At 65.2% G+C, this 26,761-nt stretch carries 26 protein-coding genes; 13 read left to right on the top strand and 13 right to left on the bottom strand.

Going from position 1 to position 26,761, the window contains the following annotated elements; genetic code table 11:
• Positions 1–87: 87 nt before the first annotated feature.
• Entirely contained in the window at positions 88–1,869 is a 1,782-nt protein-coding gene (locus tag GJV80_RS11440; protein ID WP_154688004.1) for a DEDD exonuclease domain-containing protein, read from the bottom strand.
• 1,427 nt (positions 1,870–3,296) lie between these two features.
• On the opposite strand from GJV80_RS11440, the gene GJV80_RS11435 reads away from it, so the two are divergent.
• The 9 genes from GJV80_RS11435 (at position 3,297) to trpS (ending at position 13,319) form a co-directional block, all read left to right on the top strand.
• Complete coding sequence (locus tag GJV80_RS11435; RefSeq protein WP_195909307.1) at positions 3,297–4,403, top strand: C40 family peptidase; 1,107 nt, start codon at positions 3,297–3,299, stop codon at positions 4,401–4,403.
• A 28-nt stretch (positions 4,404–4,431) separates the two neighbouring features.
• Positions 4,432–5,811 carry a hypothetical protein gene (locus tag GJV80_RS11430; protein ID WP_154688002.1) on the top strand — a complete coding sequence of 460 codons (1,380 nt, stop codon included), beginning with the start codon at positions 4,432–4,434 and terminating at the stop codon, positions 5,809–5,811.
• 14 nt (positions 5,812–5,825) lie between these two features.
• Entirely contained in the window at positions 5,826–6,914 is a 1,089-nt protein-coding gene (locus GJV80_RS11425) for a glycosyltransferase family 4 protein (protein ID WP_230208363.1), read from the top strand.
• Between the two features lie 113 nt (positions 6,915–7,027).
• Positions 7,028–8,137: a peptide chain release factor 2 gene (gene prfB / locus GJV80_RS11420; RefSeq protein ID WP_154688000.1), complete on the top strand. Its 1,110-nt coding sequence runs from the start codon at positions 7,028–7,030 to the stop codon at positions 8,135–8,137.
• The gene (locus tag GJV80_RS11415; protein ID WP_154687999.1) at positions 8,137–8,544 is read left to right on the top strand and encodes a PPOX class F420-dependent oxidoreductase; all 408 of its coding nucleotides are present in this window, start codon (positions 8,137–8,139) and stop codon (positions 8,542–8,544) included. The genes prfB and GJV80_RS11415 overlap by 1 nt, the downstream gene beginning before the upstream one ends.
• A 128-nt stretch (positions 8,545–8,672) precedes the next feature.
• Entirely contained in the window at positions 8,673–9,362 is a 690-nt protein-coding gene (ftsE, locus tag GJV80_RS11410) for a cell division ATP-binding protein FtsE (RefSeq protein WP_154687998.1), read from the top strand.
• Between the two features lie 57 nt (positions 9,363–9,419).
• A complete protein-coding gene (gene ftsX, locus GJV80_RS11405) occupies positions 9,420–10,328 on the top strand; it encodes a permease-like cell division protein FtsX (protein WP_230208401.1) in 909 nt (302 codons plus the stop codon).
• Between the two features lie 476 nt (positions 10,329–10,804).
• Complete coding sequence (locus tag GJV80_RS11400; RefSeq protein WP_154687996.1) at positions 10,805–12,130, top strand: M23 family metallopeptidase; 1,326 nt, start codon at positions 10,805–10,807, stop codon at positions 12,128–12,130.
• 169 nt (positions 12,131–12,299) lie between these two features.
• On the top strand, positions 12,300–13,319 hold the full coding sequence (gene trpS, locus GJV80_RS11395; RefSeq protein ID WP_154687995.1) for a tryptophan--tRNA ligase: 1,020 nt from the start codon (positions 12,300–12,302) through the stop codon (positions 13,317–13,319).
• A 13-nt stretch (positions 13,320–13,332) separates the two neighbouring features.
• Here trpS and GJV80_RS11390 read toward each other — a convergent pair whose 3' ends face one another.
• The gene (locus tag GJV80_RS11390; protein ID WP_154687994.1) at positions 13,333–14,070 is read right to left on the bottom strand and encodes a hypothetical protein; all 738 of its coding nucleotides are present in this window, start codon (positions 14,068–14,070) and stop codon (positions 13,333–13,335) included.
• Positions 14,071–14,363: 293 nt separating this feature from the next.
• On the opposite strand from GJV80_RS11390, the gene smpB reads away from it, so the two are divergent.
• Positions 14,364–14,819: an SsrA-binding protein SmpB gene (gene smpB / locus GJV80_RS11385; RefSeq protein WP_230208400.1), complete on the top strand. Its 456-nt coding sequence runs from the start codon at positions 14,364–14,366 to the stop codon at positions 14,817–14,819.
• Here smpB and GJV80_RS11380 read toward each other — a convergent pair whose 3' ends face one another.
• The 10 genes from GJV80_RS11380 to GJV80_RS11340 all read right to left on the bottom strand — a co-directional run bounded on the left by GJV80_RS11380 (position 14,820) and on the right by GJV80_RS11340 (position 22,709).
• A complete protein-coding gene (locus GJV80_RS11380) occupies positions 14,820–15,341 on the bottom strand; it encodes an A24 family peptidase (RefSeq protein ID WP_195909306.1) in 522 nt (173 codons plus the stop codon). It lies immediately after the preceding gene.
• 125 nt (positions 15,342–15,466) lie between these two features.
• Positions 15,467–16,180 (bottom strand): type II secretion system F family protein, encoded by a 714-nt coding sequence (locus GJV80_RS11375; protein WP_230208362.1) that lies wholly within the window; start codon positions 16,178–16,180, stop codon positions 15,467–15,469.
• Between the two features lie 201 nt (positions 16,181–16,381).
• Positions 16,382–17,335, bottom strand: coding sequence for a type II secretion system F family protein (locus GJV80_RS11370; protein WP_154687991.1), 954 nt, complete (start codon positions 17,333–17,335; stop codon positions 16,382–16,384).
• A complete protein-coding gene (locus tag GJV80_RS23875; RefSeq protein ID WP_230208361.1) occupies positions 17,332–17,655 on the bottom strand; it encodes a hypothetical protein in 324 nt (107 codons plus the stop codon). The genes GJV80_RS11370 and GJV80_RS23875 overlap by 4 nt, the downstream gene beginning before the upstream one ends.
• A gap of 23 nt (positions 17,656–17,678) precedes the next feature.
• Positions 17,679–18,824, bottom strand: a complete 1,146-nt coding sequence (locus GJV80_RS11365; protein WP_230208360.1) for a CpaF family protein — start codon at positions 18,822–18,824, stop codon at positions 17,679–17,681.
• Positions 18,821–20,185 (bottom strand): AAA family ATPase, encoded by a 1,365-nt coding sequence (locus GJV80_RS11360; RefSeq protein ID WP_154687990.1) that lies wholly within the window; start codon positions 20,183–20,185, stop codon positions 18,821–18,823. The genes GJV80_RS11365 and GJV80_RS11360 overlap by 4 nt, the downstream gene beginning before the upstream one ends.
• Complete coding sequence (gene cpaB / locus GJV80_RS11355; RefSeq protein ID WP_195909305.1) at positions 20,182–20,913, bottom strand: Flp pilus assembly protein CpaB; 732 nt, start codon at positions 20,911–20,913, stop codon at positions 20,182–20,184. Before cpaB ends, GJV80_RS11360 begins: the two co-directional genes overlap by 4 nt.
• Positions 20,914–20,979: 66 nt before the next feature.
• Positions 20,980–21,981 carry a Tad domain-containing protein gene (locus GJV80_RS11350; protein WP_154687988.1) on the bottom strand — a complete coding sequence of 334 codons (1,002 nt, stop codon included), beginning with the start codon at positions 21,979–21,981 and terminating at the stop codon, positions 20,980–20,982.
• On the bottom strand, positions 21,978–22,385 hold the full coding sequence (locus GJV80_RS11345; protein ID WP_154687987.1) for a TadE/TadG family type IV pilus assembly protein: 408 nt from the start codon (positions 22,383–22,385) through the stop codon (positions 21,978–21,980). Before GJV80_RS11345 ends, GJV80_RS11350 begins: the two co-directional genes overlap by 4 nt.
• A gap of 117 nt (positions 22,386–22,502) precedes the next feature.
• The gene (locus GJV80_RS11340) at positions 22,503–22,709 is read right to left on the bottom strand and encodes a Flp family type IVb pilin (RefSeq protein ID WP_154687986.1); all 207 of its coding nucleotides are present in this window, start codon (positions 22,707–22,709) and stop codon (positions 22,503–22,505) included.
• A 349-nt stretch (positions 22,710–23,058) separates the two neighbouring features.
• Here GJV80_RS11340 and GJV80_RS11335 point away from each other — a divergent pair, with 349 nt between their 5' ends.
• Both GJV80_RS11335 and GJV80_RS11330 read left to right on the top strand, forming a co-directional pair.
• Complete coding sequence (locus tag GJV80_RS11335) at positions 23,059–23,673, top strand: TetR family transcriptional regulator (protein WP_154687985.1); 615 nt, start codon at positions 23,059–23,061, stop codon at positions 23,671–23,673.
• A gap of 59 nt (positions 23,674–23,732) precedes the next feature.
• On the top strand, positions 23,733–25,631 hold the full coding sequence (locus GJV80_RS11330) for a DUF2207 domain-containing protein (protein ID WP_154687984.1): 1,899 nt from the start codon (positions 23,733–23,735) through the stop codon (positions 25,629–25,631).
• A 27-nt stretch (positions 25,632–25,658) separates the two neighbouring features.
• On the opposite strand, the gene GJV80_RS11325 is transcribed toward GJV80_RS11330, so the two are convergent.
• The gene (locus GJV80_RS11325; RefSeq protein ID WP_154687983.1) at positions 25,659–26,030 is read right to left on the bottom strand and encodes an FKBP-type peptidyl-prolyl cis-trans isomerase; all 372 of its coding nucleotides are present in this window, start codon (positions 26,028–26,030) and stop codon (positions 25,659–25,661) included.
• An 84-nt stretch (positions 26,031–26,114) separates the two neighbouring features.
• Here GJV80_RS11325 and GJV80_RS11320 point away from each other — a divergent pair, with 84 nt between their 5' ends.
• The gene (locus tag GJV80_RS11320; RefSeq protein ID WP_154687982.1) at positions 26,115–26,759 is read left to right on the top strand and encodes a DUF1707 and DUF4870 domain-containing protein; all 645 of its coding nucleotides are present in this window, start codon (positions 26,115–26,117) and stop codon (positions 26,757–26,759) included.
• The last annotated feature ends 2 nt before the right edge of the window (positions 26,760–26,761 follow it).

Below are 26,761 nucleotides of genomic sequence, written 5' to 3'. Positions count from 1 at the left end.
GCTGCTGCCCCCAATCAAAGGTGATCGACACCGGATCGCGGTGCCCTGATCGGACCAGTGTCGCACTGGTCTGGTCGGTTTCCCAGGTCAGCCGACGAGTTCGGTGCGCTCCCGGGTCGGGGCGTCCGGGCCGAGCAGATGGTCGACGAGGGCATCGTGGCTGAGCACGCCGTACAACGGCCAGGCCCAGTCGCCGTCGATGTCGATGAGGCGTACGCCGGGCCGCTCCAGCCAGTCGGCGATCCGCAGGGTCTCCTCGACGGTGGCTGCGGATTGGGGCCCGGTGGGCGCCGGAACCGTCTCTGCGGTCGCCACCAGCATCCGCGCGACGGCCTGCGGCACCTCGCCGGGTCGGGACACTCCCGCCGCCGCCAAGCGGCCGTGCCGGATGACGTGGATCTGCCACTCTCCGGGCGAACCCGGCGCCGCTTCCCAGCGGGCGGCGACGATCTGCGGACATGCGGCAAGGCTGGTGACCCGGTGAAACCGGCGTGCGGAGTCCAGCAGTGCGGCCAATCGGCGGCGCAACAGTTCGGCTTCCTCGTACCGCTGTTCGCCGACCAGTCGCCGCAGACGGCCGCGCAAGGCACGACACGCCGGGCGTACGTCGCTTGTCAGGGTGGTGCGGACCTGCTCGACGAGGTCGGCGTAGGTGTCGAAGGACACCGATCCGTCGCAGGGTGAGACGCACCGGTGCATGCCGGCCAGCGCACAGGACGCGGTGTGTTTGGTCTTGGACAGCTTGGCCGTGCACTGCCGGATCGGGAAGGCGTCGTACAGCGCATCGATCACGTCATCGGTCTGCTGCCGTCGGCTGAACGGGCCGAAGTAGGTGGTGCCGTCGCCCTTGATCTGAGTGACCCGGGACAGCCGCGGGAACGCCTCGGAGGTGATCTTGATCCAATGCTGCCGCTCCGGAAACTTGGAGCGGCGGTTGTAGCGCGGTGCGTGGGCAGCGATCATCCGCAGCTCGGTCACCTCGGCATGCAGCGGCGTCTGGCAGGGGTACGCCTCGACGCCGGTGGCGACGCGGATCATCTCCTCGATCCGGGGCCGCTTCTCCGACGCGGTGAAATAGCTGCGCACTCGCTTGCGGAGGTTGCCGCTCTTGCCGACGTAGAGAATCTGCCGATCGGCGGGATCACCGGAGAGTTGGTCGTCGGCGACGAAGAAGTAGACGCCGGGCTCTTCGGGCAGGTTGTTGGCCCAGGTGCGTTTGGACCGGCGTTGCGGCGACACCTTGAGAGTGAACTCGCGCAACTCCTCATAGGTCCCGACGCCGAGATTGCCGACCCGCTCGATCAGGCCGTGCAGCACGTCGACCGTCGCCTGGGCGTCGTGCAGGGCGCGGTGGTCGGGGGAGACGGTCGCGTGGAAGTGCCGGGCCAGCGTGGCCAGCCGGCAGTCCGGAACCTCGTCGGCGAGCAGGATGCAGCGGGCCAGGGCGACCGTGTCCAGCACCCCGAGCTTCGGCCACGGATAGCCGAGCTCGGCGCAGTTGCGGCGCAGGAAGCCGACGTCGAAGCGGGCGTTGTGGGCCACCAGGACGCTGCCCTGGGCGAATTCAAGAAAGGCCGGGAGCACCTGGTCGATCGGTGGCGCGGAAGCCACCATCTGGTTGGTGATCCCGGTCAGCACGGCGACCAGCGGCGGGATGTGGGTGTGCGGATTGACCAGGGTCTGGAACTCGGCGAGCACCTCTCCGCCGCGGACCTTGACCGCGCCGAACTCGGTGATCGCGTCAGTCTCGGCACCGCCAGTGGTTTCCAGATCGACGACGCAGAAGGTGGTCTCCGCCAGGGGCACGCCGAGATCTTCGAACGAATCCTGCAGCGTGTTCTTGGCGGGATGGCGACCGGCGACCGACATAGCCAGGACCGTACGACAACCCACTGACAAAGCACTCAGAAGTTCGAATGCGTGTCGCGCCATCGGGGTCCAACCTGGTGCTACGGGTCGTTCCGTCGACTCGCCCCCGTGGGGTCGGTCCGTGGGGTCGGTGGGTCGGTCGGTGGGGTCGGTCGGTGGGTCGGTCGGTGGGTCGGTCGGTGGGTCGGTCGGTGGGTCGGTTCGTGGGTCGGTCGGTGGGTCGGTCGGTGGGTCGGTCGGTGGGTCGGTCGGTGGGTCGGTCGGTGGGTCGGTCGGTGGGTCGGTCGGTGGGTCGGTCGGTCGGTGGGTCGGTCGGTGGGTCGGTCGGTGGGTCGGTCGGTGGGTCGGTTCGTGGGTCGGTTCGTGGGTCGGTTCGTGGGTCGGTCCGTGGGGACGGGGAGCCGGTCGTCGAGTACGGAAGCTCAAACTTTGATCCATCGGCTGACCCCGGAGCCGGCCGCCGGGTTCGCAAGCTCAGAGTTCGATCCACCGGCGGGCCCCGGAGCCGTCCACCGGGTTCGCAAGCTCAAGGTTCGATCCAGTGGCTCCGACACGCCGAGCGCGCCAGCCGTACGGTCAAACCTTGATCTTCGGGATGGCGGGGATCCTGGCGAGGGTCGGAGACACGCCGAGCGCGCCAGCCGTACGGTCAAACCTTGATCTTCGGGATGGTGGGGATCCTGGCGAGGGTCGGAGACACGCCGAGCGCGCCAGCCGTACGGTCAAACCTTGATTCTCGGGATGGCGGGGAGGGCGAATCGGGTTGGTGGAGCTCGGATCGGGATCGGGACATGCCGAACGCGCCAGCCGGAGGGTCAAGCTTTGACCTTCGGGATCGGTGAGCCTGGGCCCGGGGAGCCGGGCACCTGGTCGAGGAACCGGCTCGAGGATCCGGGATCGGTGAGCCGCGCATCGAGGAGCCTGGGATCGCGTGGTCGGGACCGGGGACGGGATGGGCCCGGGATCGGGGAGCCGGTGCTCGGGGAGTACGGATGGGAGGAGGACTGTCAGTAGGAGGTCTCACTCTTTGTGACATGAATGACTTGACCCCTGCGAGTGATCCTCGTTGGCTGTACGCCGACGCTGAGCCGCCGGTCCACACGCGGCTCGATTGTGATGGTTGCCCGGTGGCGGCGGGCGAAGTTCCCGACGCCAGTTGCGCCGAGTGCGTCGTCACGGTCTTCCTGGCAGCGGAGCCGTGGCCCGACGGCGGAGCTTGACCCAAGGCTGTACCCAGATTTCCCCCAGTCGGTCGGTAAGGATTCGATTGAATTTCCAACTCTGGATTGCCAGTGACCAAATCGTGACCTAGAGTTCTGGCAGCGCTCCGCACGTCGGGGGACAGCGGCAGGTCGGGAACCAGATGCCGTCGGGGAGCGGATCCACACGCCCGTTGGGGCATGTCGAACAGTGGGAAAGGACTGCGCGTGATCTCACGCTGGCTGCAGCAGCGGGGAATTCGGCGGAGCGTCGTTGCCGTGGGCCTGGGAATGGCGGTGACAGCGGCAGGCTTCGTCATGTCCCCACTCGAGGCCGCTGCCGATCCGGCGCCGGAGACCATCGCCCAGGCGAAAGCGCAGGTCAGCAAGCTGCAGCAGGAGGCCGAGGTCGCCGACCAGGATTACCTGGCGCTGAAGGAGAAGCTGCAGAGGAGCCGTCAGGACCTCCAGGACAAGCAGGCGGATCTCGACGCGGAGTCCAAGAAGGTCGCTCAGATGCGCGAGCAGATCTCCAAGGTCGCCCTTGCCCAGTTCCAGAACCGCGGACTGGACACCCGCGCCCAGCTCTTCCTCACCCGCGATCCCGCCGGATTCCTCAACCAGTTCGCGACGATCGAGAAGATCAACGAGAACCAGGCCACGATCCTGCAGAACTACCAGGTCGAGCAGGCCAACCTCGCCGATCTGCAGCGCTCGACGCAGGCCGATATCGCCACGCTCAAAGAGGACAAGACCCAGCTCGCCGCACTGCGCGAGAAGGCGGACAGCAAGGTCGAGGACGCCAAGTCCGTGCTGGACAAGCTGACCGCCGAGCAGCGGCAAGCCATTCAGGATGCCGAGACCAAGGCGGCGGACCAGGCCAAGAAGGACGCCGAAGCCGCCAGCGCGACCGACAACGGTTCGACCGGGGGAAGTAGCAGTAGCAGTAGCAACCTCGCCGATTCGAGTGCACCGAGTTCGGGCAAGGGCGCAGCAGCGGTGGCCTTCGCCAAGGCACAGGTGGGCAAGCCGTACGTCTTCGGCGCCAGCGGTCCGAGCTCGTACGACTGTTCCGGACTGACCCTGGCCGCCTGGCGCGCGGCCGGTGTGCAATTGGATCGCACCTCGCAGGCACAGTTCCACGACGGCACTCCGGTCAGCCGTGATCAGCTGCAGCCGGGCGACCTTGTGTTCTTCTACGACAGCTCGGCACCGAGTCACGTCGGCATCTACGTCGGCAATGACACGATCATCCACGCACCGCATCCGGGCTCGTCGGTCGAGTACACCAAGATGAGCTACATGCCGTACGTCGGCGCCCGCCGCCCTGCGTGATCACGAGATAGCTGCAGACCGGCATCAGGTGAGCCGACGGTCGGTACGGCTGCTGGCCGCGGTGCTGGCACTCCTGGTCGCGCTGACCGGCGTTGCCTGTTCCGGCCCGTCCCGAGCCGGTCGCCAGCAGACCAACACGTCGCCGACCAACACCTCGCCGACCAACAGCCGCACGCCCGGTTACGGGGCCGGCAACTCGCCGAGCGCATCGGCCACCGCCGTCGCCCGACCGCCTCACCGGCCGACGGCACCGCAGTCGTCTCGCACACCGACCGCACCACGTACCCTCGACAGCCTGCTGACCGGTCTGGTCCGGGCGGTCGGCAACCGGAATCACACCGATTTCACGGCACTGGTGTCCCACCGGGACCCCGCTTTCCGCGCCAGCGCCGGAATGATCTGGGACAACCTGGTCCGCATCCGCCCGGTGCGCTTCGGACTCCACTCCAGCGGGAACAAGCGTCGACTGTCCAACGCGCGGGCGCAGGTCCTGGGCAACGACGCGTACGCCGTCGAGGTCCGGGTTCGCTGGGCAGTGCCCGGCGACACCGCCGCGAGTGACCAACGTGTCTGGATGACGATCGTCCGGACCCGGACCGGGTTGCAGTGGGGCGGCATCACCGACGGGCCGTCCCCACCGCAGCCGACACCGCTGTGGTGGCTCGAACCGGTGCGCTACGGCCACAACAAGGCGGCAACCGTGATCGCCGGAGCACGGGTCGACATCGGCCGGTGGCTTACCGCGGCCGACACCGCCGTCGCCCGGGATGCGCCGCGGCTACGTGATACCGACTGGAACCAGAAGCTGGTGATCATCGTGCCCAGCACCGAACAATTGATGGAGCGCTCCCTCGGTGCACCGGCTGGTTCCGATGCCCAGCTCGCGGCAGTCAGCTGGCCCGACGGCGCGGGTGATCACCCGCCGATCCGGATCATGATCAATCCGGCCGGCCAGCCCAGCGCCCTGGCGACAGCCATCGTGCTGGCCCATGAGGCCGTGCATGTCGCCACCCGCTCACCGATCTCCCGGGCCCCCAGCTGGCTGGTGGAGGGGTACGCCGACTACGTCGCCTACCTCAGCTATCCGCAGGCGGTCCAGCCGGCCGCGGCCGGTCTGCTGGCAGAGGTGAAGAAGCATGGTCCTCCGGCGGCACTTCCGGAGGAGACCGACTTCGCCGTCGGTCACCACGACCTCAATCGCTCCTACGCCGAGGCCTGGACGGCCTGCCGATATCTCGCCGACCGTTTCGGTGATCGGAGGCTGTGGCGCTTCTACCGGGCCGTCGATGCATCCGCGGACGGATCGATCACTCGACCGGCGGACAAGGTCTTCGGGGTCAGTGATCACCAACTCATCGCCGGCTGGCAGCGCTATCTTCGCGCCGCCGCATCACGGGGCCGGGTCTGATCATGGCTCCGACCATGATCATCACCAATGACTTCCCCCCGACCGTTGGTGGGATCGAGGGTTTTGTCTCCGACGTCTGCGAACTGCTTGACGACGATGTGATCGTAATGACCCGGCAGACCCCGGGCTGGCCGGACCATGATCGACAACTGTCGTACCCGGTGGTCAGGCAGGGCAGGCTGCTGCTGCCTACGCCGGCTGTGCTGCGAACGGCGACCAAGTTGATCACCGAACACCGCATCACCCGGGTGATCTTCGGTGCCATGGCACCACTGGCACTGCTGGCACCCGGGCTGCGCGCCTCGGGTGCGCGGCAACTGTTGGCGATCAGCCATGGGCACGAGATCTGGTGGGCGACGTTGCCCGGCTCCTCGACACTGCTCCGCCGGATGGGGGACGCGGTTGATCATGTGTCGACGATCTCCGACTACGCAGCCACCCGAATCGCTCCGGCACTTTCGCCGAGGGTACGGGAGCGAATGATCAGGATCGCGCCACCGATCGACACCGAACGGTTCCGTCTCCCAGATGATCACCCGATCGCAAGTCCGCCGACAGTGATAGCGGTCGGTCGGATGGTGCACCAGAAGGGCTTCGACACCCTGCTCCGCGCCTGGGCGATCCGCGAGATCGATCATGCTCGGTTGGTGCTGGTCGGAGACGGCCCGCGGGCGGCGAGCCTTCGCCGGCTGGCCCGGCGACTGGACCTGCGGGAGTCGGTGTCGTTCACCGGACGGGTACCGCGCGACAGGATCCCCGAGCTGTTGCACCGGGCGGACGTCTTCGCGCTGCCCGTTCGATCCCGGCTGGCGGGACTGAATCCCGAAGGACTCGGGCTCGGCTTCCTCGAGGCGGCTGCCAGCGGACTTCCCGTGATCGCCGGCCGCTCCGGCGGCGCCCCGGAGGCCGTCATCGACGGCGTCACCGGTTACGTCGTCGACCCGGACGATCCGGCCGCACTCGCATCGCGGCTCGACACCCTGCTGGGCGACCCGGACGGAGCGGCCGCCATGGGCCGTGCCGGCCGCGGATTCGTCGCGGACCGGTACGGCTCCGACGTCGTCCGCGCTGCCCTCCGCAAGGCGCTGGAACTCCACGACTGACCCGGCGGGGGATTCTTGCCGGAGCCGACGATCGGGGGAACCGAGCGGGACCGGAACCACCCGGAGACCAGAACCAGCGATCGCTCGGCGGAGTCGACTAGGATCGCTTCGATATGGCTACTGACTACGGGGCCGTCTGGTCCGAGCTCGACCGATCGCTCAGCTCCATCGAAGCCGTCCTCGATCCGGACGCGAAGAAGGCTGAGATCGCCGAACTGGAGACTGAGGTGGCCCGCCCCGACCTGTGGGACGACCAGGAGAACGCCCAGCGGGTGACCTCCCGGCTCTCGTCCCTGCAGGGCGAACTGGAACGGGTGAACAAGCTGCGCTCCCGGCTGGACGACGTCCAGGTGCTGATCGAACTGGCGCAGTCGGAAAGCGACGCTGACAGCCTGGCCGAGGCCGACCGGGAGCTGGCCAATCTGAAGAAGGCGATCGACTCGCTCGAGGTCCGTACCCTGCTGAACGGCGAGTACGACCAGCGCGATGCTCTGGTCACCATCCGATCCGAGGCGGGCGGCGTCGATGCGGCCGACTTCGCGGCCATGCTGCTGCGGATGTATCTGCGCTGGGCGGAGCGGCACCACTACGGCGCCGAGGTCTACGACACCTCCTATGCCGAAGAAGCCGGCATCAAGTCGGCGACCTTCGCGATCAAGGCGCCGTACGCCTACGGGACGCTGTCGGTCGAGCAGGGGACCCACCGGCTGGTGCGCATCTCACCCTTCGACAACCAGGGCCGGCGGCAGACCTCGTTCGCCGGCGTCGAGGTGTTGCCGGTGACCGAACAGACCGACCACATCGACATCCCCGAGCAGGACATCCGGGTCGACGTCTTCCGGTCGTCCGGGCCGGGCGGTCAGAGTGTGAACACCACCGACTCCGCGGTCCGGATCACCCACCTGCCGACCGGCATCGTGGTCTCCTGCCAGAACGAGAAATCCCAGCTGCAGAACAAGGCCGCGGCTCTGCAGGTCCTCCAGTCCCGGCTGCTGGAGCGGGCCCGGCAGGAGCGCGAGGCCGAGATGAACGCGCTCAAGGGCGACGGTGGCAACAGCTGGGGTGCCCAGATGCGGTCCTACGTGCTGCATCCTTACCAGATGGTCAAGGACCTGCGCACCAACTACGAGACGTCCAACCCCGACGCCGTCTTCGACGGAGAGATCGACGATTTCCTCGACGCCGGGATCCGCTGGCGCCGTACCCAGGAGGTAGCTGCCTGATGACCAAGGGTCCGATTCCCGCTCAATTGGAAGAGATGCTGTCCCGGCCCAACCCGGCGGTCGTTGCAACGGTTCGGCCGGACGGCCAGCCGGTCACGGTTGCGACGTGGTACGCCTACGAGAACGGTCGGGTGCTGCTGAGCCTGGATGCCGCGCGCAAGCGGCTGGAGCATCTGCGCAATGATCCGCGGGTCTCGCTGACGGTGCTGGACGGTGACGACTGGTACAGCCACGTCAGCCTCCAGGGCAAGGTCACCGAGCTTGCCGAGGACACCGATCTGGCCGGTGCGGACCGGGTGAGCATGCTGTACACCGGTCATCCGTACGCCGACCGGGAACGTCCACGGGTGATCGCCTGGGTCCAGGTCGAGTCCTGGCACGCCTGGGGCCGGTTGGCGCAATCCTGAGCAAAGCTGCACACCCCGACGGGATCGCAATTCCCGAATAACGGTCTGGTCTCACCTAGACTGCTTGCGCGGTCCGGTCGTACGTCCTGTGCGCCCGGAGGAGTCCAGCTGAAACGACAGAAACCATCGTGATTCGATTCGAGAACGTCACCAAGATCTACGACGGGCAGCGTCGTGCTGCGCTCGCCGACGTCAACGTCGAAATCGACAAGGGCGAGTTCGTCTTCCTGGTGGGGACCTCCGGCTCGGGGAAGTCCACCTTCCTGCGACTGATTCTGCGGGAGCTGCGGGCCAGCAGGGGCAATGTGTACGTCGCCGGCCGCGACCTGTCCAAACTGCACAGCTGGAAGGTTCCCGGAATGCGCCGGCAGATCGGCACGGTCTTCCAGGATTTCCGGTTGCTGCCCAATAAGACCGTGCACGAGAACGTCGCGTTCGCGCTGCAGGTGATCGGCAAGTCGAAGACGACCATCAACCGCGTCGTCCCCGAGGTGCTCGACCTGGTCGGACTGGACGGCAAGGCGGACCGGCGCCCTGACGAGTTGTCCGGCGGCGAACAGCAACGGGTGGCAATCGCCCGCGCGTTCGTCAACCGGCCGATGATCCTGATCGCCGATGAGCCGACCGGGAACCTCGACCCGGCGACCAGCGTAGGGATCATGAAGCTTCTGGACCGGATCAACCGGGCCGACACGACCGTACTGATGGCCACCCATGACCAGACGATCGTCGACCAGATGCGCAAGCGGGTCATCGAACTCGATGACGGACTGGTGGTTCGCGACCAGAGCCGCGGCGTCTACGGATACGCCACCTAGTGGCTTCGTGACCCCGACGAGACGACAGCAAGGAACAAGGACAGCAGCACCATGCGCATGAGGCACATCCTCGCCGAGGCGGGCGCCGGTCTGCGGCGCAACCTCACGATGACCCTGGCCGTGATCGTCACGATGTGGGTGTCGCTGTCCCTGTTCGGCGCCGGCCTGCTGGCCCAGCAGGAGGTCCAGCTCGCCAAGGGCAAGTGGTACGACAAGATCGAGATCACCGTCTTCCTGTGTTCCAAGGCGGTCGCCGGGGACAACTGCACGCCCGGCCAGGACACCACCGAGGCACAGAAGGTGGTCATCCGGCAGACGCTGGAATCCAATCCGGAGGTGGCACCGGGGGGTGTCTACTTCGAGGACAAGCACCAGGCGTATGAGGAGTTCCAGAAGGCATACAAGGGCAATCCGCTCGAGGGCTCGCTGAGCGAGGACCAGATGCAGGAGTCCTTCCGGGTCAAGCTGAAGGACCCCGAACAGTACGAAGGCGTGGTCTCGTCGGTGGCTCAGCTGCCCGGCGTCCAGGCTGTTCAGGATCTCAAGCAGATTCTCGACCCGCTCTTCAGCTGGATCAACCTGCTCCAGTGGGGCACCATCATCGCCTCCGGACTGTTGCTGCTGGCCGCCGCGTTGCAGATCGGCAACACGATCCGACTCACGGCGTTCGCCAGACGCCGGGAGATCGGCATCATGAGGCTGGTCGGCGCGAGCAACTTCTACATCACGCTGCCGTTCCTGCTCGAGTCGGTGATCTCGGCGTTGATCGGGGCCGCGTTGGCCTGCGGGACGTTGGGTGCCGGGGTCTACTTCGTGATCATCCGGAAGGCCGAGGTCTCCATCCAGTCGCTGGCCTGGATCGGGTGGGACCAGACCTTCCTGGCGATGGGCGCAGTCGGCGTGGTCGGCATCCTGCTGGCCGTCGTTCCGACGCTGGTGACCACCCGCAAGTACCTACGGGTCTGAGCCCGGTCCGCGCACCCCGACCGGCCAGGACTGCCTGAGCGTTCCCGCACCCCTTTGGTCGGTCCCGCACCCTTTGGTCGGTCCCGCACCAAGTACTCGTTCCCGCGGCATTTGGTCGTCCGCGCACCAGGTAATCGGCTTCGCACCAGCTGCAGCCGGTGCGCCGTCGAGTTACCGGTGCGCCGTCGAGAAGGGACCTCTACAGCCCCGATTCGCTCAACAGACCCTCAGGTTTGAGGGTCAAATCTAATAACACACGAGTCACAGCAGTTCCATCAGTAACACCCGTACGGTTAAATCGTGTCCGGACAACCAGATACTGATTGGGGAATGCTGTGGTTCCGGACCTTCCCTGCGCCGAAACCGGCGCGCCGGACGACAGCGAGGCACCAGCAGCACAGGGTCGCTTCGCCTGGCTACGACGGCCAGCGTCACAGGGCACAACTGAACACGCCGGATCAGTCCGGCGCGCCGTCATGCGGACGGCCGTCGGATTGGCCGCCCTGGCCGTCATCGGCAACATCGGCTTGGTCACCACGGCCAGCGCGGACGGCCTGCACGACCGGCACAAGGCGCTGCAGCAAGCCATCAGCAAGACCAAGCAGGACATGAGCGAGTCCTCGGCGACCGCGGCGGCCGCGGCGGTGGCCCTGACCAAGGCGGAGCAGCAACTCAAGGATGCCCAGGCTGAGCTGGCCAAGACCCAGCAGGAGGTGGCCGCGGCCCAGAAGAAGGACGACGCGCTGGCCGCCAAGCTGAAGCAGCAACAGGAGGCACTCGCCAAGGCGAAGGCCGCGGTCGTGGCCGGGCAGAAGCGGCTCGACAAACAGAAGGCCGTGGTCGGCGCGATCGTCCGGGACGACGTACAGAAGCATGCAAATCTGCTGCCGCTGGCGATGCTCACCACGAGCACCTCGATGGGCGACCTGGCCAACCGGATCCAGCTTTCGCAGACGATGCTCGACACCAACCAGGCGAAGTTCGAGACCTACACCGCACTGCAGAAGCAGCTCGAAGCCGAGAAGGCGAAACAGGCGGCCCTGGAGAAGCAGATCGCCGCCGACAAGGCAGAGGCTGCCAAGAACCTCGAGCACAAGAAGGTTCTCGAGCAGCAGGCCGAGGCGCAGAAGGCGACCGTGGCGGAGTTGGTGAAGCAGCGTGCCGCGGCGCAAGCGGCGGCCGACCAGGCTGCGGCGCAGGACAAGGCCCGCTTCGCCGAGCTGCAGAAGGAGGACGCCGCGGTTCAGAAGCGGATCGCCGCCCGGATCGCCGCCCAGAAGGCGGCCGCCCGCCGGGCAGCGGCGCGCAGAGCTGCGGCGGAAGCAGCCGCCCGAGCGCGACACCACAGCCACAGCCACAGCCATTCCGGTGGCGGCGGTGGCGGGTCCAGCAGCAGCTACTCGGCACACCACGGCTTCATCTATCCTGTCGACGGCCCGATCACCTCGCCGTACGGGATGCGGTTGCACCCGATCCTGCATGTCTGGAAGCTGCACGACGGCACCGACTTCGGCGTTGGCTGCGGTACGCCGATCAGGGCGCCGTATCCGGGCCGGGTGACCGAGGAGTACTACAACGCCGGCTATGGCAACCGGCTGTTCATCGACCATGGCCGGGTCGACGGGCACTACATCACGACGGCTATGAACCACGCCATCCGGTACATCGTCAGCCCCGGTCAACACGTCTCCCAGGGCCAGGTTGTCGGCTACGTCGGCGAGACCGGGTACGCGACCGGCTGCCACCTGCACCTGATGGTGTGGGAGGACGGAAACATGATCAACCCGATGCGGTGGTATTGATCGTCGGCTTTCTGCTGCCGATGCAGTACTCTTTCCCCATGACCTCGCGTACGTGTTGCTGGTGGGCCGCCTAGGGCGGCCTGCTTCACGTACGCGATGAATACAGCCGCCCCGCCGTGGGCGGCTGTTCTTGTTCGGCATCCCTCGGCGGCGAGACCGAGGAGAGCCAATGATCATCACCGAACCCACCATCGACGCCGGAGCCGCTACCGAGGCATCCCAACGCCAGCTCAGCCTGATCACGCCGAGCGGGCAACTCACCGTCGGCAACTACATCGGCGCGTTGGCGCAGATGCGCGACGCCGTCGGAGAGTGTTACTTCGGAATCTCAGACCTGCATGCGATGACGATGCCGCACCAGCCCGACCGGCTGCGCGCGACGATCCTGCAGACCCAGCGGCTGATGCTCGCAGCCGGTCTTGATCCTGAACGGTATGCGCTGTTCAAGCAGAGCGACGTACCCGAACACACCGGACTGCATTACCTGCTGGAGTGCGTCGCCCGGGTAGGCGAGCTGAGCCGGATGATCCAGTTCAAGGACAAGGGACGTGACCGGCCGGAGACCCGCATGTCGCTCCTCAGCTATCCGGTGCTGATGGCGGCCGACATCCTGCTGTACCGGACCGATTCGGTGCCGGTCGGCGACGACCAGACCCAGCACGTCGAGTTGGCCCGCGATCTTGCCCAGCGATTCAATCGCGACTATCCGGGCCAGGACGGGCCGGTCTTCGTCGTTCCGCGGGTCGTCCACCCGTCGGTCGGCATCCGGCTGCGCAACCTGCAGGATCCGATGATCAAGATGAGCAAGTCCGATCCCAACCCGGCCGGGGTGATCTACCTGCTCGATCCGCCCGAGGTCATCCGACGCAAGATCAAAAGGGCTGTCACCGACTCGACCCCGGGGATCAACTACGACCCCGATCACCGGCCCGGCCTGGCCAATCTGCTCGAGCTCGGCGCAGCCTGCGGTGCTGGAACGATCCAGGACCTGATCGATGATCACGATTCGTTCGGCTCGTTGAAGCAGACAATTGCCGAGGCAGTGATCACCACGCTCGAACCCATCCGCACCCGGTACGCCGAGCTCTCGGCCGACGCCGTACGGGAGGTGTTCGCACGCGGAGCAGAGCGGGCTCGCGCCGCTGCGTCACCGACCTTGGCGGCGGCGCGATCCGCGATGGGAGTCTGACGACGATCCGAAGTCAGAATCCGGTGCGCATGCCCTTGACGTGCCAGCCCCATGCCTTGGCCGCCTGCTTGTTGGTGAAGGTCCGCTTCACCACCGAGGTCGACTTCCAGTGGCCGGCTTCCCAGCGGTACTTGAGCTTCCATCCGGAGTAGACCCGGGCGCTCGGGTCGCGGCTGCCGAAGGTGTTGGTGAGGACCACGTGACCGTTGTGGCGCGTCCGGCGGATCCCCTCGAAGGAGGCGACCGCAGAGTCGACGGCCCAGGAACGGTCCAGCGTGGTGGCACTGACCTTCTTCGGCAGTTTCGGAGACTTGAGCAGGACCAGCTTTCCGTTGTGATAGCGGTAGACCCGGTAGAAGGCCGTGTGCGCGCCCAGGACGTGACCGACGACGAGTTCCTTGCCTCGCCGGCCGTCGATCTTCGCCGCACCGCGGTACAACGGTCCGATCCAGGCCGCCGACTTGTCGGTCTTGTGCAGCAGCTTGCCGCCGGCGGTGCGGATGCGTACCTGGTAGCGGGTCACGACGTCGCCGTCGGTCCGCTGCCGGACGATGCCGACCGAGTCCGGCCGGCCGTCACCGGTGACGTCCACGTGAGCGACGATCTTGCAGTGTGAAGTGACGCCCGAGCAGGCGTTCTTGGCTGCAGCGTCGGCGGTGGTCGGCGTGAGCAGTCCGGCGACTAGGGCGACGGTTGCCATCGCTCCGCCGGCGATGCCGGCGCGGCGCAGGCGGCTCGTCTGGTTGATCATGGGCGTTCCTTCAGTGATTGTGGTCCGACAGTCGGTTGATAAGAGATCATGGCGATCCGACGGTCGACGCGTGGCCAAATCGCGACATCGGTCTCCTGACTTGACGCAACGTCTTGGAGGCTGTGACCTTCTGTGAGGTTCGTGACCCGATCGAGAGCGACAACAACCCGTTTGCCTCCTTCTGGGAGGATGGAGGAATGGCCAAGAGCACCAAGGCGACTCCGACCGGGGCCGGAGTGAAGAGCAAGACCCCAGGCAAGGCCGCACCCGGAACCAAGGGCGGCGACCGGCTGATGGTTGCCCAGAACCGGCGTGCCCGCCACGACTACCAGGTCAACGACACCTACGAGGCCGGCCTGGTGCTGGCCGGCACCGAGGTCAAGGCCCTGCGGGACGGCAAAGCGTCGCTGGCCGACGCCTTCGCGACGGTCGATGACGGTGAGGTGTGGCTGCGGGCCGCGCACATCGGCGAATACAGCCACGGGTCGTGGACGAATCACGCCGCGCGGCGGACCCGCAAACTGCTGCTCAACCGCAAGGAGATCGCCAAGATCGAGCGCGAACTCGGTTCGGCCGGGACCACCCTGATCCCCTTGGCGATCTACTTCAAGGACGGCTACGCCAAGATCGAACTTGCCGTCGCCACCGGTAAGCGGGAATACGACAAGCGGGAATCGATCGCCAAGCGTGACGCCGAACGTGAGGCTCAGCGGGCTCTCGCGGCCCGTAACCGGCGCGGCCGGGGCTGATCAACCCAGCGCCGGAAGGATTGTCGGCCCGAAGATCAACCCGAGGACCGCCCCGGCGATCATGGACGGCCCGAACGGGAAGTCGGCCTTCCGATCGGTACGGCGGGTGATCAGCAGCCCGGCGGCGACCGCAGCGCCGACGGCGAATCCACCCAGGACTCCCAGTACCGTCTGCGGAACCCCCGCCCAGCCAAGGGTCAGGCCGATCAGACCGGCCAGTTTCACGTCGCCCAGACCGAGCCGCCCCGTTGCGAGCCCGAGCAGGAAGTAGCCGGCCAGAATAGCGGCGCCGGTGATCACGGCGGCGAGCAGGCGACCCGGATCAGCTGCAGCGATTGCGTTCCAGCCAAGTCCGAGGATCGCGATCCCATAGAGCGGAAGAACCAGGCGGTTGGGCAGCCGGTACGTCGCCAGGTCGACAAGTGCCAACCAACCGCAACCGATCGCAAGAATGACGAAGGTGATCAGCTCCACTGGGTTGCTCGCGATGACAGCAGCAAAGCCTCCTGTCAGACCTGACACGGCAGCAACGAGCCAGCGATTCAGCATCGGGCATGGTCGATCAGCAAAGCGAGCCAGCAATGGTGCTACGAAGACACCGATGGCGGTTGGAATGAGCGCAACGCCGATGATCTGCGAGGTTGACATCACGCGAAGGTTTTCATGAGATTCATGACGACCGGAGCCAGCGTCACGATGAGCAAGACCGGCAGGATGCAGAACATCAGCGGGAAGACAACTTTGACCGGGATCTGCATCGCCTTCTCCTCGGCCCGCTGGCGTCTCTTCCGTCGCATCTCGGCGGCCTGAGTGCGCAACACGTCAGCGATCGAGATTCCATAGGCATCCGCCTGGATCACGGCGCGCACGAAGCGACGTAGATCGGCTGCGTCAGTCCGGGCGGCAAGGGACTCGTAGGCCTGCCTTCGGGAGCTGCCCATCTGGACGTCCTGCAGGGTCCGCACGAGTTCTTCCGCGAGCGGTCCTCGACCGTTCCTGCCGGCTCGCGCCATCGCCGCGTCGAAGCCGAGGCCGGCTTCCACTGCGATGGTCATCTGGTCCAGGGTGTCGGCCAGTTCCAAGACGATCTGTTGGCTGCGTTCCTGAGCCCGGCTGTGGAGCAACAGTTCAGGCACGAAATAGCTGGCCACTGCAACCACAATCGCGATGACGATGATCAGTGGCTGTGGATTTGATCCCACGACCAGGAGTCCGAGCCCGCCGGCAAGTACCGCAAGGACCGGTTTGGCCACGAGCACCCGTTCGACAGGCCAACCCCGTGGGCGACCGGCGCGAGACAGCAACCGATCTATGCGCTGAACGGCAGTACGAGGAGCCAACCGGAGCGCCAGTGCGGCCAACCCGCTACGTCGACGAGCCCCGTGCTTCCGGTCGGCAGCCTCCGGGTCGGTACGAAGGAGTCCGCGTTGAAGATTCGTGATCATCACTTGGCGAGCACGATCGGGTCCGACAAGCAGAACCATGCCGATCATTCCGCTACTCAGGCTCAGACCGGCGATCATCGTCATCGCGGCCAGGGAAAGTGTCATGTGTTGTCCCGATCAGAACTTGATTGTGATCACTTTGCGCAACCAGAGTGTCCCGGCGATCATCATCACCGCTGACACACCTATCAGCCCGTAACCGAGCAGGCTCGAGGTGAACGGCGCAAGGTATGCGGGCTGCGTTAGCAGCAGGAATGCTGCCACGCCAAGAGGCAGTGCTATGAGGACGTACGCTGAAATCTTGCCTTCCGCAGCCAATGACTTGACCTGTCCACGAATCTGGGCCCGCTCTCGAATGGTCGCCCCAACCGCGTCGAGGACTTCCGCGAGGTTACCGCCCACCTCGCGATTGATCGCGATTGCCTGGGTGACCCATCCAAAGTCGTCGCTCTGCATTCGGCGGGACGTATCTTCCAAGGCATCGCTGACCTCGCGACCGACGCGGGTTTGATTGATGATGCGGGTGAACTCTTCTGAGGTCGGCGCTTCGGCTTCCCGGGCCACCGAGTTCAGTGCCTGCAGCATGCTGTGCCCGGCTCGCAGGCTGCTTGACAGCAACTGAAGCGAGTCTTCCAATTGATCGGCGAAGGCGCGTTGCCGTCGACGGATCCTTGCTCCGAGCCAGAGCCGAGTGACCAACGGCACGGTGATCGCAAATATCAAGGCCAGGGGAATCCCGCCGAGCAATAGTCCGAGGGCACCAGCGAAGACGGTGCCGATGACCAGCAATGCGGCGAACTCTTGCCACCGCCGATGGATTCCGGCTTCCTCAAGGAGCTCCGCTCCGCCCGCGCCCCGCGTGCCAATCACCCGAACAATGAGGTGCATCATCCCGTCTGCAGTGCGGCTCAGGATGCCAGGCTCGGGTTCGCTGCTTGGTCGACGTCGCCGCCACGACAGCTTCTGCGGTCCTGGCGCGATGATCAGATAGAAGAGGATCAGCAAGCCGAGTGTGAAGAGTCCAGCCGCAACAAGTGCTGATGGGGGTAGTCCGGCGAACGTCTCCGTCATCGTCGCGACCTGGCCGGTGGCATGGCGAATATTTTGGGGGACACGGTGATTCCGAGCTCCTCGAAGCGATCAGTGAACCGTGGCCGGACTCCGGTTGCGACCGGCCGGCCTCGGAACTGGCCGTTGGCATCGAGGCCTGCCGAGTAATCAAACAGAAACGCATCCTGCAGTGTTACGGTCTGGCCTTCGATGCCCTGGATTTCCGTTACTGCTGTGACCCGACGCGTTCCATCGCGCAGTCGAGTGAGTTGAACGATGACGTCGACAGCGGACGCGATCTGCTCCCTGATTGCCCGAAGTGGCAGATCCATTCCCGCCATCAGGACTAGCGTCTCCAGCCGTGCTATCGCATCTCGGGGGAGTTGGCGTGCACCGTCGACAGCGAACCGTCGTGACCGGTGTTCATGGCCTGCAGCATGTCAAGGCTCTCGCCGCCACGAACCTCGCCGACCACGATCCGATCCGGACGCATTCGGAGCGAGTTGCGGACCAGATCACGGATGTTGATCTCACCTCTGCCTTCGATGTTCGGTGGCCGACTCTCAAGTCGTACAACATGGTCCTGCTGCAATTGCAGCTCGACCGCGTCCTCGATCGTGACGATCCGCTCACCGTCCGGGATGAAGGAGGACAGTACGTTGAGCAGCGTCGTCTTCCCGGTGCCCGTGCCGCCGGAAACGATTATGTTCAACCTGGCTTGGACGCAGGCCTGCAGCAGTTCGGACATCTCGGGTGTGAGGGTTCCAAAGTTGATCAGGTCAGCTACGCCGAACGGGTCCTTGGAGAACTTCCGGATGGTTAGGCTTGAACCGCTGAACGCCAGAGGCGCGATCACCGCATTTACCCGGGAGCCGTCCGCCAGTCGGGCATCCACCATCGGTGACGATTCGTCGATCCGCCGACCGACGCGCGAAACGATCCGCTCGATGATCCGACGGAGATGATCTTCGGAACGGAAGGACACCTGCACCCTCGCAAGCTTGCCGTTCTGTTCGACGTAGATCATGTTGGGGCCGTTTACCATGATCTCGGTGATCGTCGGATCGTCCAGTAGCCTTTGCAGCGGGCCGTGACCCAATACGTCGTCAGCGACGTCGCGGGTCAACCTCTGTCGCTGCTCGATACTCAGCGGCGCCTTTTCGTCCTCGACGACTTGGTTGAGTTCCGACTGCACCAAGGTGTGCAGTTGCCGCTCGCTGAGCGAGGCGTCGTTAAGCCTTCCCCCGATTCGACTGAACAATGTGGCGGCGACCCGGTCCTTCAGTTTGTCCAGTGGATCGGCCACATTTCCAGCGGCAGCAGACGTCAAGCTGCTGCCCTGCAGACGCACGTGCTCCGTAGCCTTTGCTGGAACGACGCTTGGTACTTCGGATTGCGCCGTTGGCGACGGTGGGCGTTCGACCATTTCGCGGACGGGTGCAACAGAACGTGGGGGCGCGGTGACCGTGCTGGCCTTGCGCGCCAACTCAAGCCGCTCGGAAAGGTTCATTTCGCCACGAGCTTCCTAGTCCTTGACCACCGAGACGCTGCCCGACGTGGCCGGGACTTCGCAGTCCGGCCGGCGTCTGTAGAGTCCAAAACTATGGTCGGTGACGCGTCGGACCCCGGTGGACGTCGCCGAAAGGATCGTAGCGAAGAGGAATCTACCGTCGAATTACTTGGGCCGGGCAACGGGTCACGATCGCTGTTGGTCAACAGCCGGTCGACCAACACTCGCAGTTGCTTGGTCAGTGGATCACGTACCCCGCTCTGCAACAACGGAACTCCTTGGTTGACAGAGTCGCTCGCGGCCTTGGAACGCGGGAGTTGGAGATCGACCGGTGCTTTGATCGTCGCTTCGATATCGGCGATGCCGAGCAACCCGTGCGTCTCAGCGAAGTTGATCACGACGTGGCGACTCGTGGACAGCAGGTCGAGCTGGTCGAGGGTGTCGAGCTCCTTCCGGAGACCCCGGACACCCGGCACTTCCATGCTGCTCAGCAGTATCAGGTCCGTGGTTTGGTCGAGCGCGGCCAAAGTGTGTTCCGAGAGGCCCGGAGCCGTGTCGACGACGACATACATGAACTCCGAGGCAAGCATCTGCAGCAAGTGGGCAACGTCCTCCCCAGAAATGGTGTCCGCTTCGATCGGCGAGTCGGGCGCACAGATCACATAAAGGCCCGTGCTGTGCTGAGTGAGGATGGTTTTCAGTGCCATGGGATCCCGGCGGGCCTGACCCTGCACAGTGTCCGGGAGGAAGTACTCGGGGTCGAGGTCCAGCGCGCTGGCGACGTCGCCGAACTGGATATCCAGGTCAACCAATACCGTTCTGACGGGAAACCGCTGCGCCAGCCCGACCGCGATATTGGTGGCGACAGTGGTTTTGCCGACGCCACCCTTGGGTGAAACCACCGTAACGATGCGCCCGTTCGTTGATCCGAAACCAGTGGGTTCATCGATGTCTTGCTGCTCGGCAATCGATGGACGCAGGTGCTGAGCCGACCGGAACGCGCGGTCGATCGCCGCCCGAAGTTCTTCAGGTCCTGACCCTCGGACGACAACGTCACGGGCCCCCGACCTGACCGCATCCAGAACGAGATCATCTCGGTCGACGACAAGGATCACGGAGATCAAAGGATCCTCCGCGGTGAGCCGGGCGATGAGACGCAGCGAAATCATGGGATTGCTCAGCCCGTCGAGAACCACGACTGCAGGGCGAGGCCGGTCTGCGAGCTGGAGGAGGACGGGATCTGGATGATCGGGTAGGCCGCCGAAGAGGACCGGGACGAAGGTCACACCGGTTTCCGTCAGCAACTCTTCGACGTCGGGAGCCGCGCTGACGAGCAGAATCGTTCCGGATGTAATGGTCATTGTTGAGCGTTCTTCCCTGTGACGACGCGGGCGTTGGAGTCGGTGGAGTTCTTGTTATCAAGCGACAACCAGATGTGCCCGTATTCGGAAGCGAACACGACCTGCTCGGCGTCGTTGGCTGAAACCGCCATGGTGACCATGAGGCTGCCTTGGGGAACCGGTTGGCTGGACTTGCGGCTAGGTTGCCCGGTTTGGTCGCCGCTGTCCCCAGTCGACAGGGCAGCTTGGTCGGCGGTGACGCCCTGAACCCTGGTCACCAGGATCTCGTGGAGGGTCAGGTGGGTACGGCCGCTGTCGGCATCGTCGCCGAGCGAAACGAAGACATCCACTCGATCGCCGGCGGTGAGGTCACTGCCAACCGCCCGTTCGGGATCGAGGAGGATGGAAATCTCACTGAATCCTGTGGGCACTTGGGTAGTCTCCGCTTTGGCAGCGGCGGGCGCCGCGAACCGCGACGCCAACAGCTGTTCGCCGACCTGCAAGGTGGTTGTACTGACCTTGCCTTTAACTACCGCAGTGTCGGCGAGCGCTCCTGGGACGATCGCCTTGGCGGGCAGCTCCTTGAGGGCAACCGAATCACCGAGGTTGTCGCCGGCAGTGCCCTGCGGCACCGGCGTGACGACGACAAACACCTTTCGTGTACGCATTCCAGCCATGGCCCTCTGGTCGGCCGACGTGACGTAGCCGAGCAACAGAATTCCGCTGCAGACCGCGACCAAGATAGCCACCGAGGCAGCGATGATCCTACGTTTCACGAGCTTCCCTTAACTTGATGATCTTGGGTGAGGAGGAGTTCAGCCGGTAAGGCCGACGAACGTAGTGCCGAGATTGGGGGCGCAGTCATCGGTGACGGGGTCCTCACCGGGCGCACACGCGGGCTTGTAGTCGAAGGCATCATCAAGGTCGACAAGCTTGGCAAAAGTACCTTGAAGACAGTCCTGGGGTTGGAATGCCCTGCATAGGCTGTAGTCACCGCCGTCGTGGTTGCCATTGAAGTCGTAGCCGGCAAGGACAAAAGCGGCATAGCCGTACACGTGATATGCAGCATTCGTCCCGGTCTCACCGTTGGTCTTGTCGAAGATCGGTAACAGCACCGTCTTGCCCAAGACCTTGTCGAAATCGGCTGTCGAGCAGCCATTGGAGATTGATTTGCCGGGATCGGACGACAGTTCCTGGCCGATCTCACTGACATAGGTGCAGTCACCCCCGCCATCGCCGATCCCGTCCTCGTCCACGTCGACCCAGCCGAAGCCGCCCGGCGCGCTCCATCCGGGACAGTTGGAGTCGCGAGATTTCGGTAACGGGATCGCCTGTGCGCCAGCGGGCACATCGCCGCTGGTGACGTTCTTGAACTGGCAGATTGAGATTGTCAGTGGCAGCACGGCTGGTCCCCCGGTTGGTGCGCCCCAGGTTGCTGTAGCGGAAGCCGATATGTTGGCTGCGTCGAATCCAATAACTGGTGCGAACAAATGATGGCTCACGGCAGCGGTCCGGACCTTCACCTGTCCCGTTGACGGCGCCACCGACGGTGTCAGCACTGTCGCGGTGGCGCCCGTGCCGAAGTTCGCGTTGGTCATTGCTGCGGCAGTCGTTGCTGGGTCGGCACAGTTGTTGTGCGCACAATCCTGCGCGATGGCAAGCGCGGATGAGTCGGCGCTGGTTTGTAGCCGCTGCCGGGCGGACCACATGGCTGCGACGTCAATCGCAATCGCTGCGAATCCGAGCAACGGGACCATCAGCAAGGCGACAATCACCGCGACGGCACCGCGTTCAGCGCCTGTGTCGCGTCGACTCATCCGTTGCATCGCATGACTCCCGTACCGATCAGCGTGATGGGGGATCCGAACTGGCTGGTGATGAACGTCAGGGGATAGCTGACTTTGACCGTCACGGTTGCCGTCGGAGCGGTGCCGTTGGTTACGCAAGTGGCTGGCGTGATCGCGATCTGTCCATCTGTAAGCCCGAGATTTGACGCGGCCACTTTCGCTGCCGCGCGTGCATGAGAGACGTTGGCCGTCGCCGATGGATCGTTTGCCAGGGCCATGACCCGTGCGGCCTCCCGGGCAGCACCGCTGATGGTTGTCTGGAGGTAGTACGCACGGCCGAACTCGGCGATGCCGAGAATCAAGAGAACCAGGAGCGGCACAACCAGTGCGAATTCGACTGCAACGGCGCCGCGGTCTCGAATCGGTCGAGTCATGAGTACCTCCCGCACTTCAGGCTCGTCATTCCAATTGAGTGAATCTCCGGCGCGACGGACCGCGGAAGGTTCGTCGCGCCGGAGCTGTCTACCGGTTGTTGAAACGGTAGGGCGGCCTCAGCTGGAAGCAGGGAGCTTGACTCCGTCGAACAGTGCGTTGATCTTCGGGCCGAGGATGGCGATGGCGGCAATCACGACGGCCGCCATCAGGCCGACGAGGAGGCCGTACTCGACGGCGGTGGCGCCGCGATCCTTGCGGCCGGTGTAACGGTCCTGCACCCACGCGGTGGTGGTGACGTACAGGCGCAGCATGGCTTCGGACATGGAAAGCTCCTTGAGAGGAATGGGGATTGACTTGATGGGTCCGACCCGACCGGACCCACCGATGACAGAGCGCAACCGCAAAATTGCTCAGACAGAAAGTTTGTGGAACGTGCAGCTCCCTGGTGCTGAACAGGGTTTGGGACTTGCCTTGGATCTTGCCCCCGGTTGTGCGGATTGCTCCGCCGAAACAGAACATTAGGGGACAACTTTGGGTTTAGTGCAAGTTTCCAGCAAATTGCTCAGTATTGGTGACTTTGGTCCCAGAGGTGGCTGGAACTGTACAGCCCGGCGCGTGGGGGACTTTTGCGGCCTTGGCAAGTTCGCCGGATCGGCACGGTAGGCTCGTTACATGACGCAATCCACGGTGGGCCTGCGAGCGCTGAAGAAGCAGCTCACGCGGACGTCCATCTCCAACGCGGCGCTGGAGCTCACCCTGGAGAACGGCTTCGACCAACTGACCATCGACGACATCGCCCGTCGAGCAGTCGTGTCACCGCGCACCTTCTCCAACTACTTCTCCTGCAAGGAAGAAGCGGTCGTGTCCGCCGGCAACCAGTATTGGGTCGACGTGCTCGACAGGTTGGCCGACCGGCCGGCCGACGAACACCCGCTGACGTCGCTGCGTGCGCTGCTGGTCGAGGCGACCAGCGCCACCGACTCGGTCGAACTGCAGCGGGCGATCCAGACCATGCACCTGGCCCGGCGAACCGCCGGTCTGCAAGCCTTCCAGGTCGCCCTCTATGCGCGCCTCGAGGCGATTCTTCGCACTGCCGTCGCGACGCGGACCGGTAGCGATCTCGAGGCCGACATGTATCCCTGGTTGGTCGCGGCCAGTGCGGTCGCAGCGATGAAGTCGGCAATGATGATGTGGCTGCTCAACGACGCACCCCTGGAGCAACTACCCGGGCTGATCGGTGCAGCGTTCGACCAGGTCGCCGGAGGGCTGCCGGCCCCTACTCACTGAGGCCGCTGCAGCGGCCGCAGCCGGTCGAAGGTCAACCCTTCGCCCCGTATGGTTGAGGAATGATCGTCGGGCTCGAATCCAAGGCACGAAACCTCGCACGCTGGACCGCCGCGCTGATGTTGGCTCTCGGCGCGGCCCTGCTCCTGACCGTCGGCTCGGCCGCACCGGCCCACGCCGACAGTGAGTACGTCCGCAGCCTCAAGATCAATTACCAGGTCGACAGGGACGGCGTGCTGCACGTCACGGAAACGTTCCAGTGGCACTTCGATTCCCTCGAACACCATGGCATGCAACGGGAGTTGATCACCCGCGAGCCCGATCCGGACACCGGCAAGGACATCGTCTACGACATCAGCAAGTTCACCGCGTCAAGCCCGACAGAATCGGCCGATGTGAGCAAGATTCAGAACGGTGGCGCATTTGCCCGCGAACGGTCGACCACCTTCCGGATCGGCGATTCGAGCAGTTCCATCTCCTCGCAGGACGTGACCTACAAACTGTCCTACGAGGTACGCGGCGCCATGCGCTCCTCCGGCAGTTACGACGAGCTGTACTGGGACGCGACCGGCAGTGGGAACCCAGCGATCCGGTCGTTGGAGATCACCGCGCAGGTGCCCGGCGGCGCTCAGGACAAACAGTGCTACGCCGGCCCGATCGGGACCAACACAGCCTGTACCTCCAGCACGATCAGCGATGACAAAGCAGTGTTCGGCCAGAATGATCTTCCGGCCGGGGAGAACGTCACCATCGGCGTCAAGATCAAACCCGGTCTGATCAGTGACAACAAGCCGCACCTGGTCCGCAAGGCCGGTCTGCTCAGCGCGATCCTGACACCGGCTGTGGCCATTCCGGGTCTGATCGGCCTGTTGATCACCGTCGGGATTCCGGTCGTCGGACGCAAGGTAGCCAAGGAGCGTACGACCGATCTCCGCTACACCAACCTCGCACCGGGTACGGTGCCACTGCCCGGAGCACCGGTCGAGATCGGGAAATCCGATCCACGGATGGAGATTCCCGTCCAGTTCACTCCGCCGCCGATCACCGTCGCGGAGGCCGGCATCCTGGTCGACGGCCAGGTCGACGTCCGGGACACAGCAGCAACCTTGGTCTCGCTCGCGGTCAACGGTGCGATCAAGATCGAGGACGTCGACGGATCCGGCTACCAGGTGCGGCTGCTCGATCCGAGCAAGGCCAGCGGCCCGCACGAGACGGCGGTGCTCACCTCGATCTTCGACGGCCGTCCGCCCGGTGCGGTGACCGACCTGTCCACCCGGGGCAGCATGACCGAGGCCCACAAGACGCTGGTCAACCAGACCCGCAGCCTGGTTCAAGAGAAGCAGTGGTTCACCAAGGTGCCCAAGGCCGCCGGTCGGGCACTGGGTGGCGGGTGGATCGTCGCGGTGGTGATCTTCGGTTGGTTCATCCTGCGCTCGAACGGTGCGGCGGGCTCGATCTCACCGTGGCTGTTCCTGTTGATCTTCCCGCTGGCCTCGTTGTTGATCACGACCATCCTGGTCTCCCGGGTGATGCGCCGTGGCCAGCGGACGGCCGAAGGGCGCGCGGTGTGCGACCACGTCGAAGGCTTCAAGCAGTACCTGGCCACGGCCGAGACCGATCAGCTGCGTTTCGAAGAGGGACAGGACATCTTCTCCCGGTACCTGCCCTGGGCGATCGCATTTGATCTTGCGGATCGGTGGCAGCGGATCTGCCAGCAGTTGGTCGACATGGGGCGGCTGCCCGATCAGTCGCCGTACTGGTATTCCGGCCCCTACAGCGGCTTCAACGCGTTCAACATCGGTTATCTGACCGGTTCGTTGGCGACCGCGGCGACGCCGGCTCCCTCGAGCAGCGGCAGCGGCTTCGGCGGGTCCGGATTCGGCAGTGGCGGAAGCTCGTTCGGCGGAGGCGGCGGCTTCTCCGGCGGAGGTGGCGGAGGCGGCGGCTCGTCGAGCTGGTGACGTGCCGCCGCCCCGGCAGTGGGTCGGTCAGCGCACGCCGACCAGGTCGACGACGAAGATCAACGTCTCACCCGGGCCGATCGCTCCGCCGGCCCCTCGGTCGCCATAGGCGAGGTGCGGCGGAATGACGAGCTGACGCCGACCGCCGACCTTCATGCCGGACACGCCCTGGTCCCAGCCCTGGATCACATATCCGGCGCCGAGCGGGAACTCCAGCGGCGCACCGCGGTTGTAGCTCGCGTCGAACTCGTCGCCGGTGCTGTAGGCGACGCCGACATAATGCACCTGGACGGTGGTGCCCGGCGTCGCTTCGGTGCCGTCTCCGACGGTGATATCGGTGATCTGCAGGTCGGTGGGCGGCTCGCCGCCCGGGAACTCAACTTCGGGTTTCTCGGTCATGGGGCCCAACCGTATCCCGGTATCCGGGAGGGACCGGGGTCGCGCCGGATACGCTCGCGCCGCGTCGTCGCGCATGCTGGAACCATGCCTGCCAGCTTTGAACATCCAAGCCTCAGCACCCACGTCAGCACCGAGCAGCGGGACCGGGCCGCCGACTACCTGAAGGCCGCCTACGCCGAGGGTCGGATCAGTGAAGCCGAGTTCGACCGCCGGATCGGTCTCGTGCTGGGTGCGGTCACCCGTAAGGACCTGAACGAGGCCTTCTTCGGCCTGGTCGACGTCCCGCCGGTCGACGCCCCCGGCGGCCCGAATCCGTACGCCTCCGGCTCATTTCGGAGCCAGGCCGGCTACGGTTACCTGTCGCCGACCTCCTCCGGCCTCCCGGTACGCCACGAGGGCAGCCCTGGCGGCGCGCTGGCGCACTTCAGCGGGCTGTTCACGTCCGTCCTCGGCCCGGGCATCGGATACGCCGTCTCCAGCCCCGGCAGCCTGGCTCGCCGGGAGTCGGCCAAGGCGTTCAACTTCCAGCTCGTCGCGCTGATCGGACTGGTCATCGGCGGCACGCTGCAGGGCATCACCCACTCCGGTCTCATCGGATTCCTGGTCGGACTCGGCTGGGTCGCCTGGGTCGTGCTGAGCATCGTCGGCGGCGTGAAGGCTGCCCAGGGCGAGGACTGGACCAACCCAGTGACCAAGGCTGTCAAACTGCGCGTGCTGCCGGAGAAGTAGCC

It is taken from the genome of Microlunatus sp. Gsoil 973, from assembly GCF_009707365.1.
In the GTDB taxonomy this organism is placed as follows: Bacteria; Actinomycetota; Actinomycetes; order Propionibacteriales; family Propionibacteriaceae; genus Microlunatus.
Note: the sequence above shows the minus strand (reverse complement) of the source record. Positions and strands in the feature narration are given on the sequence as shown.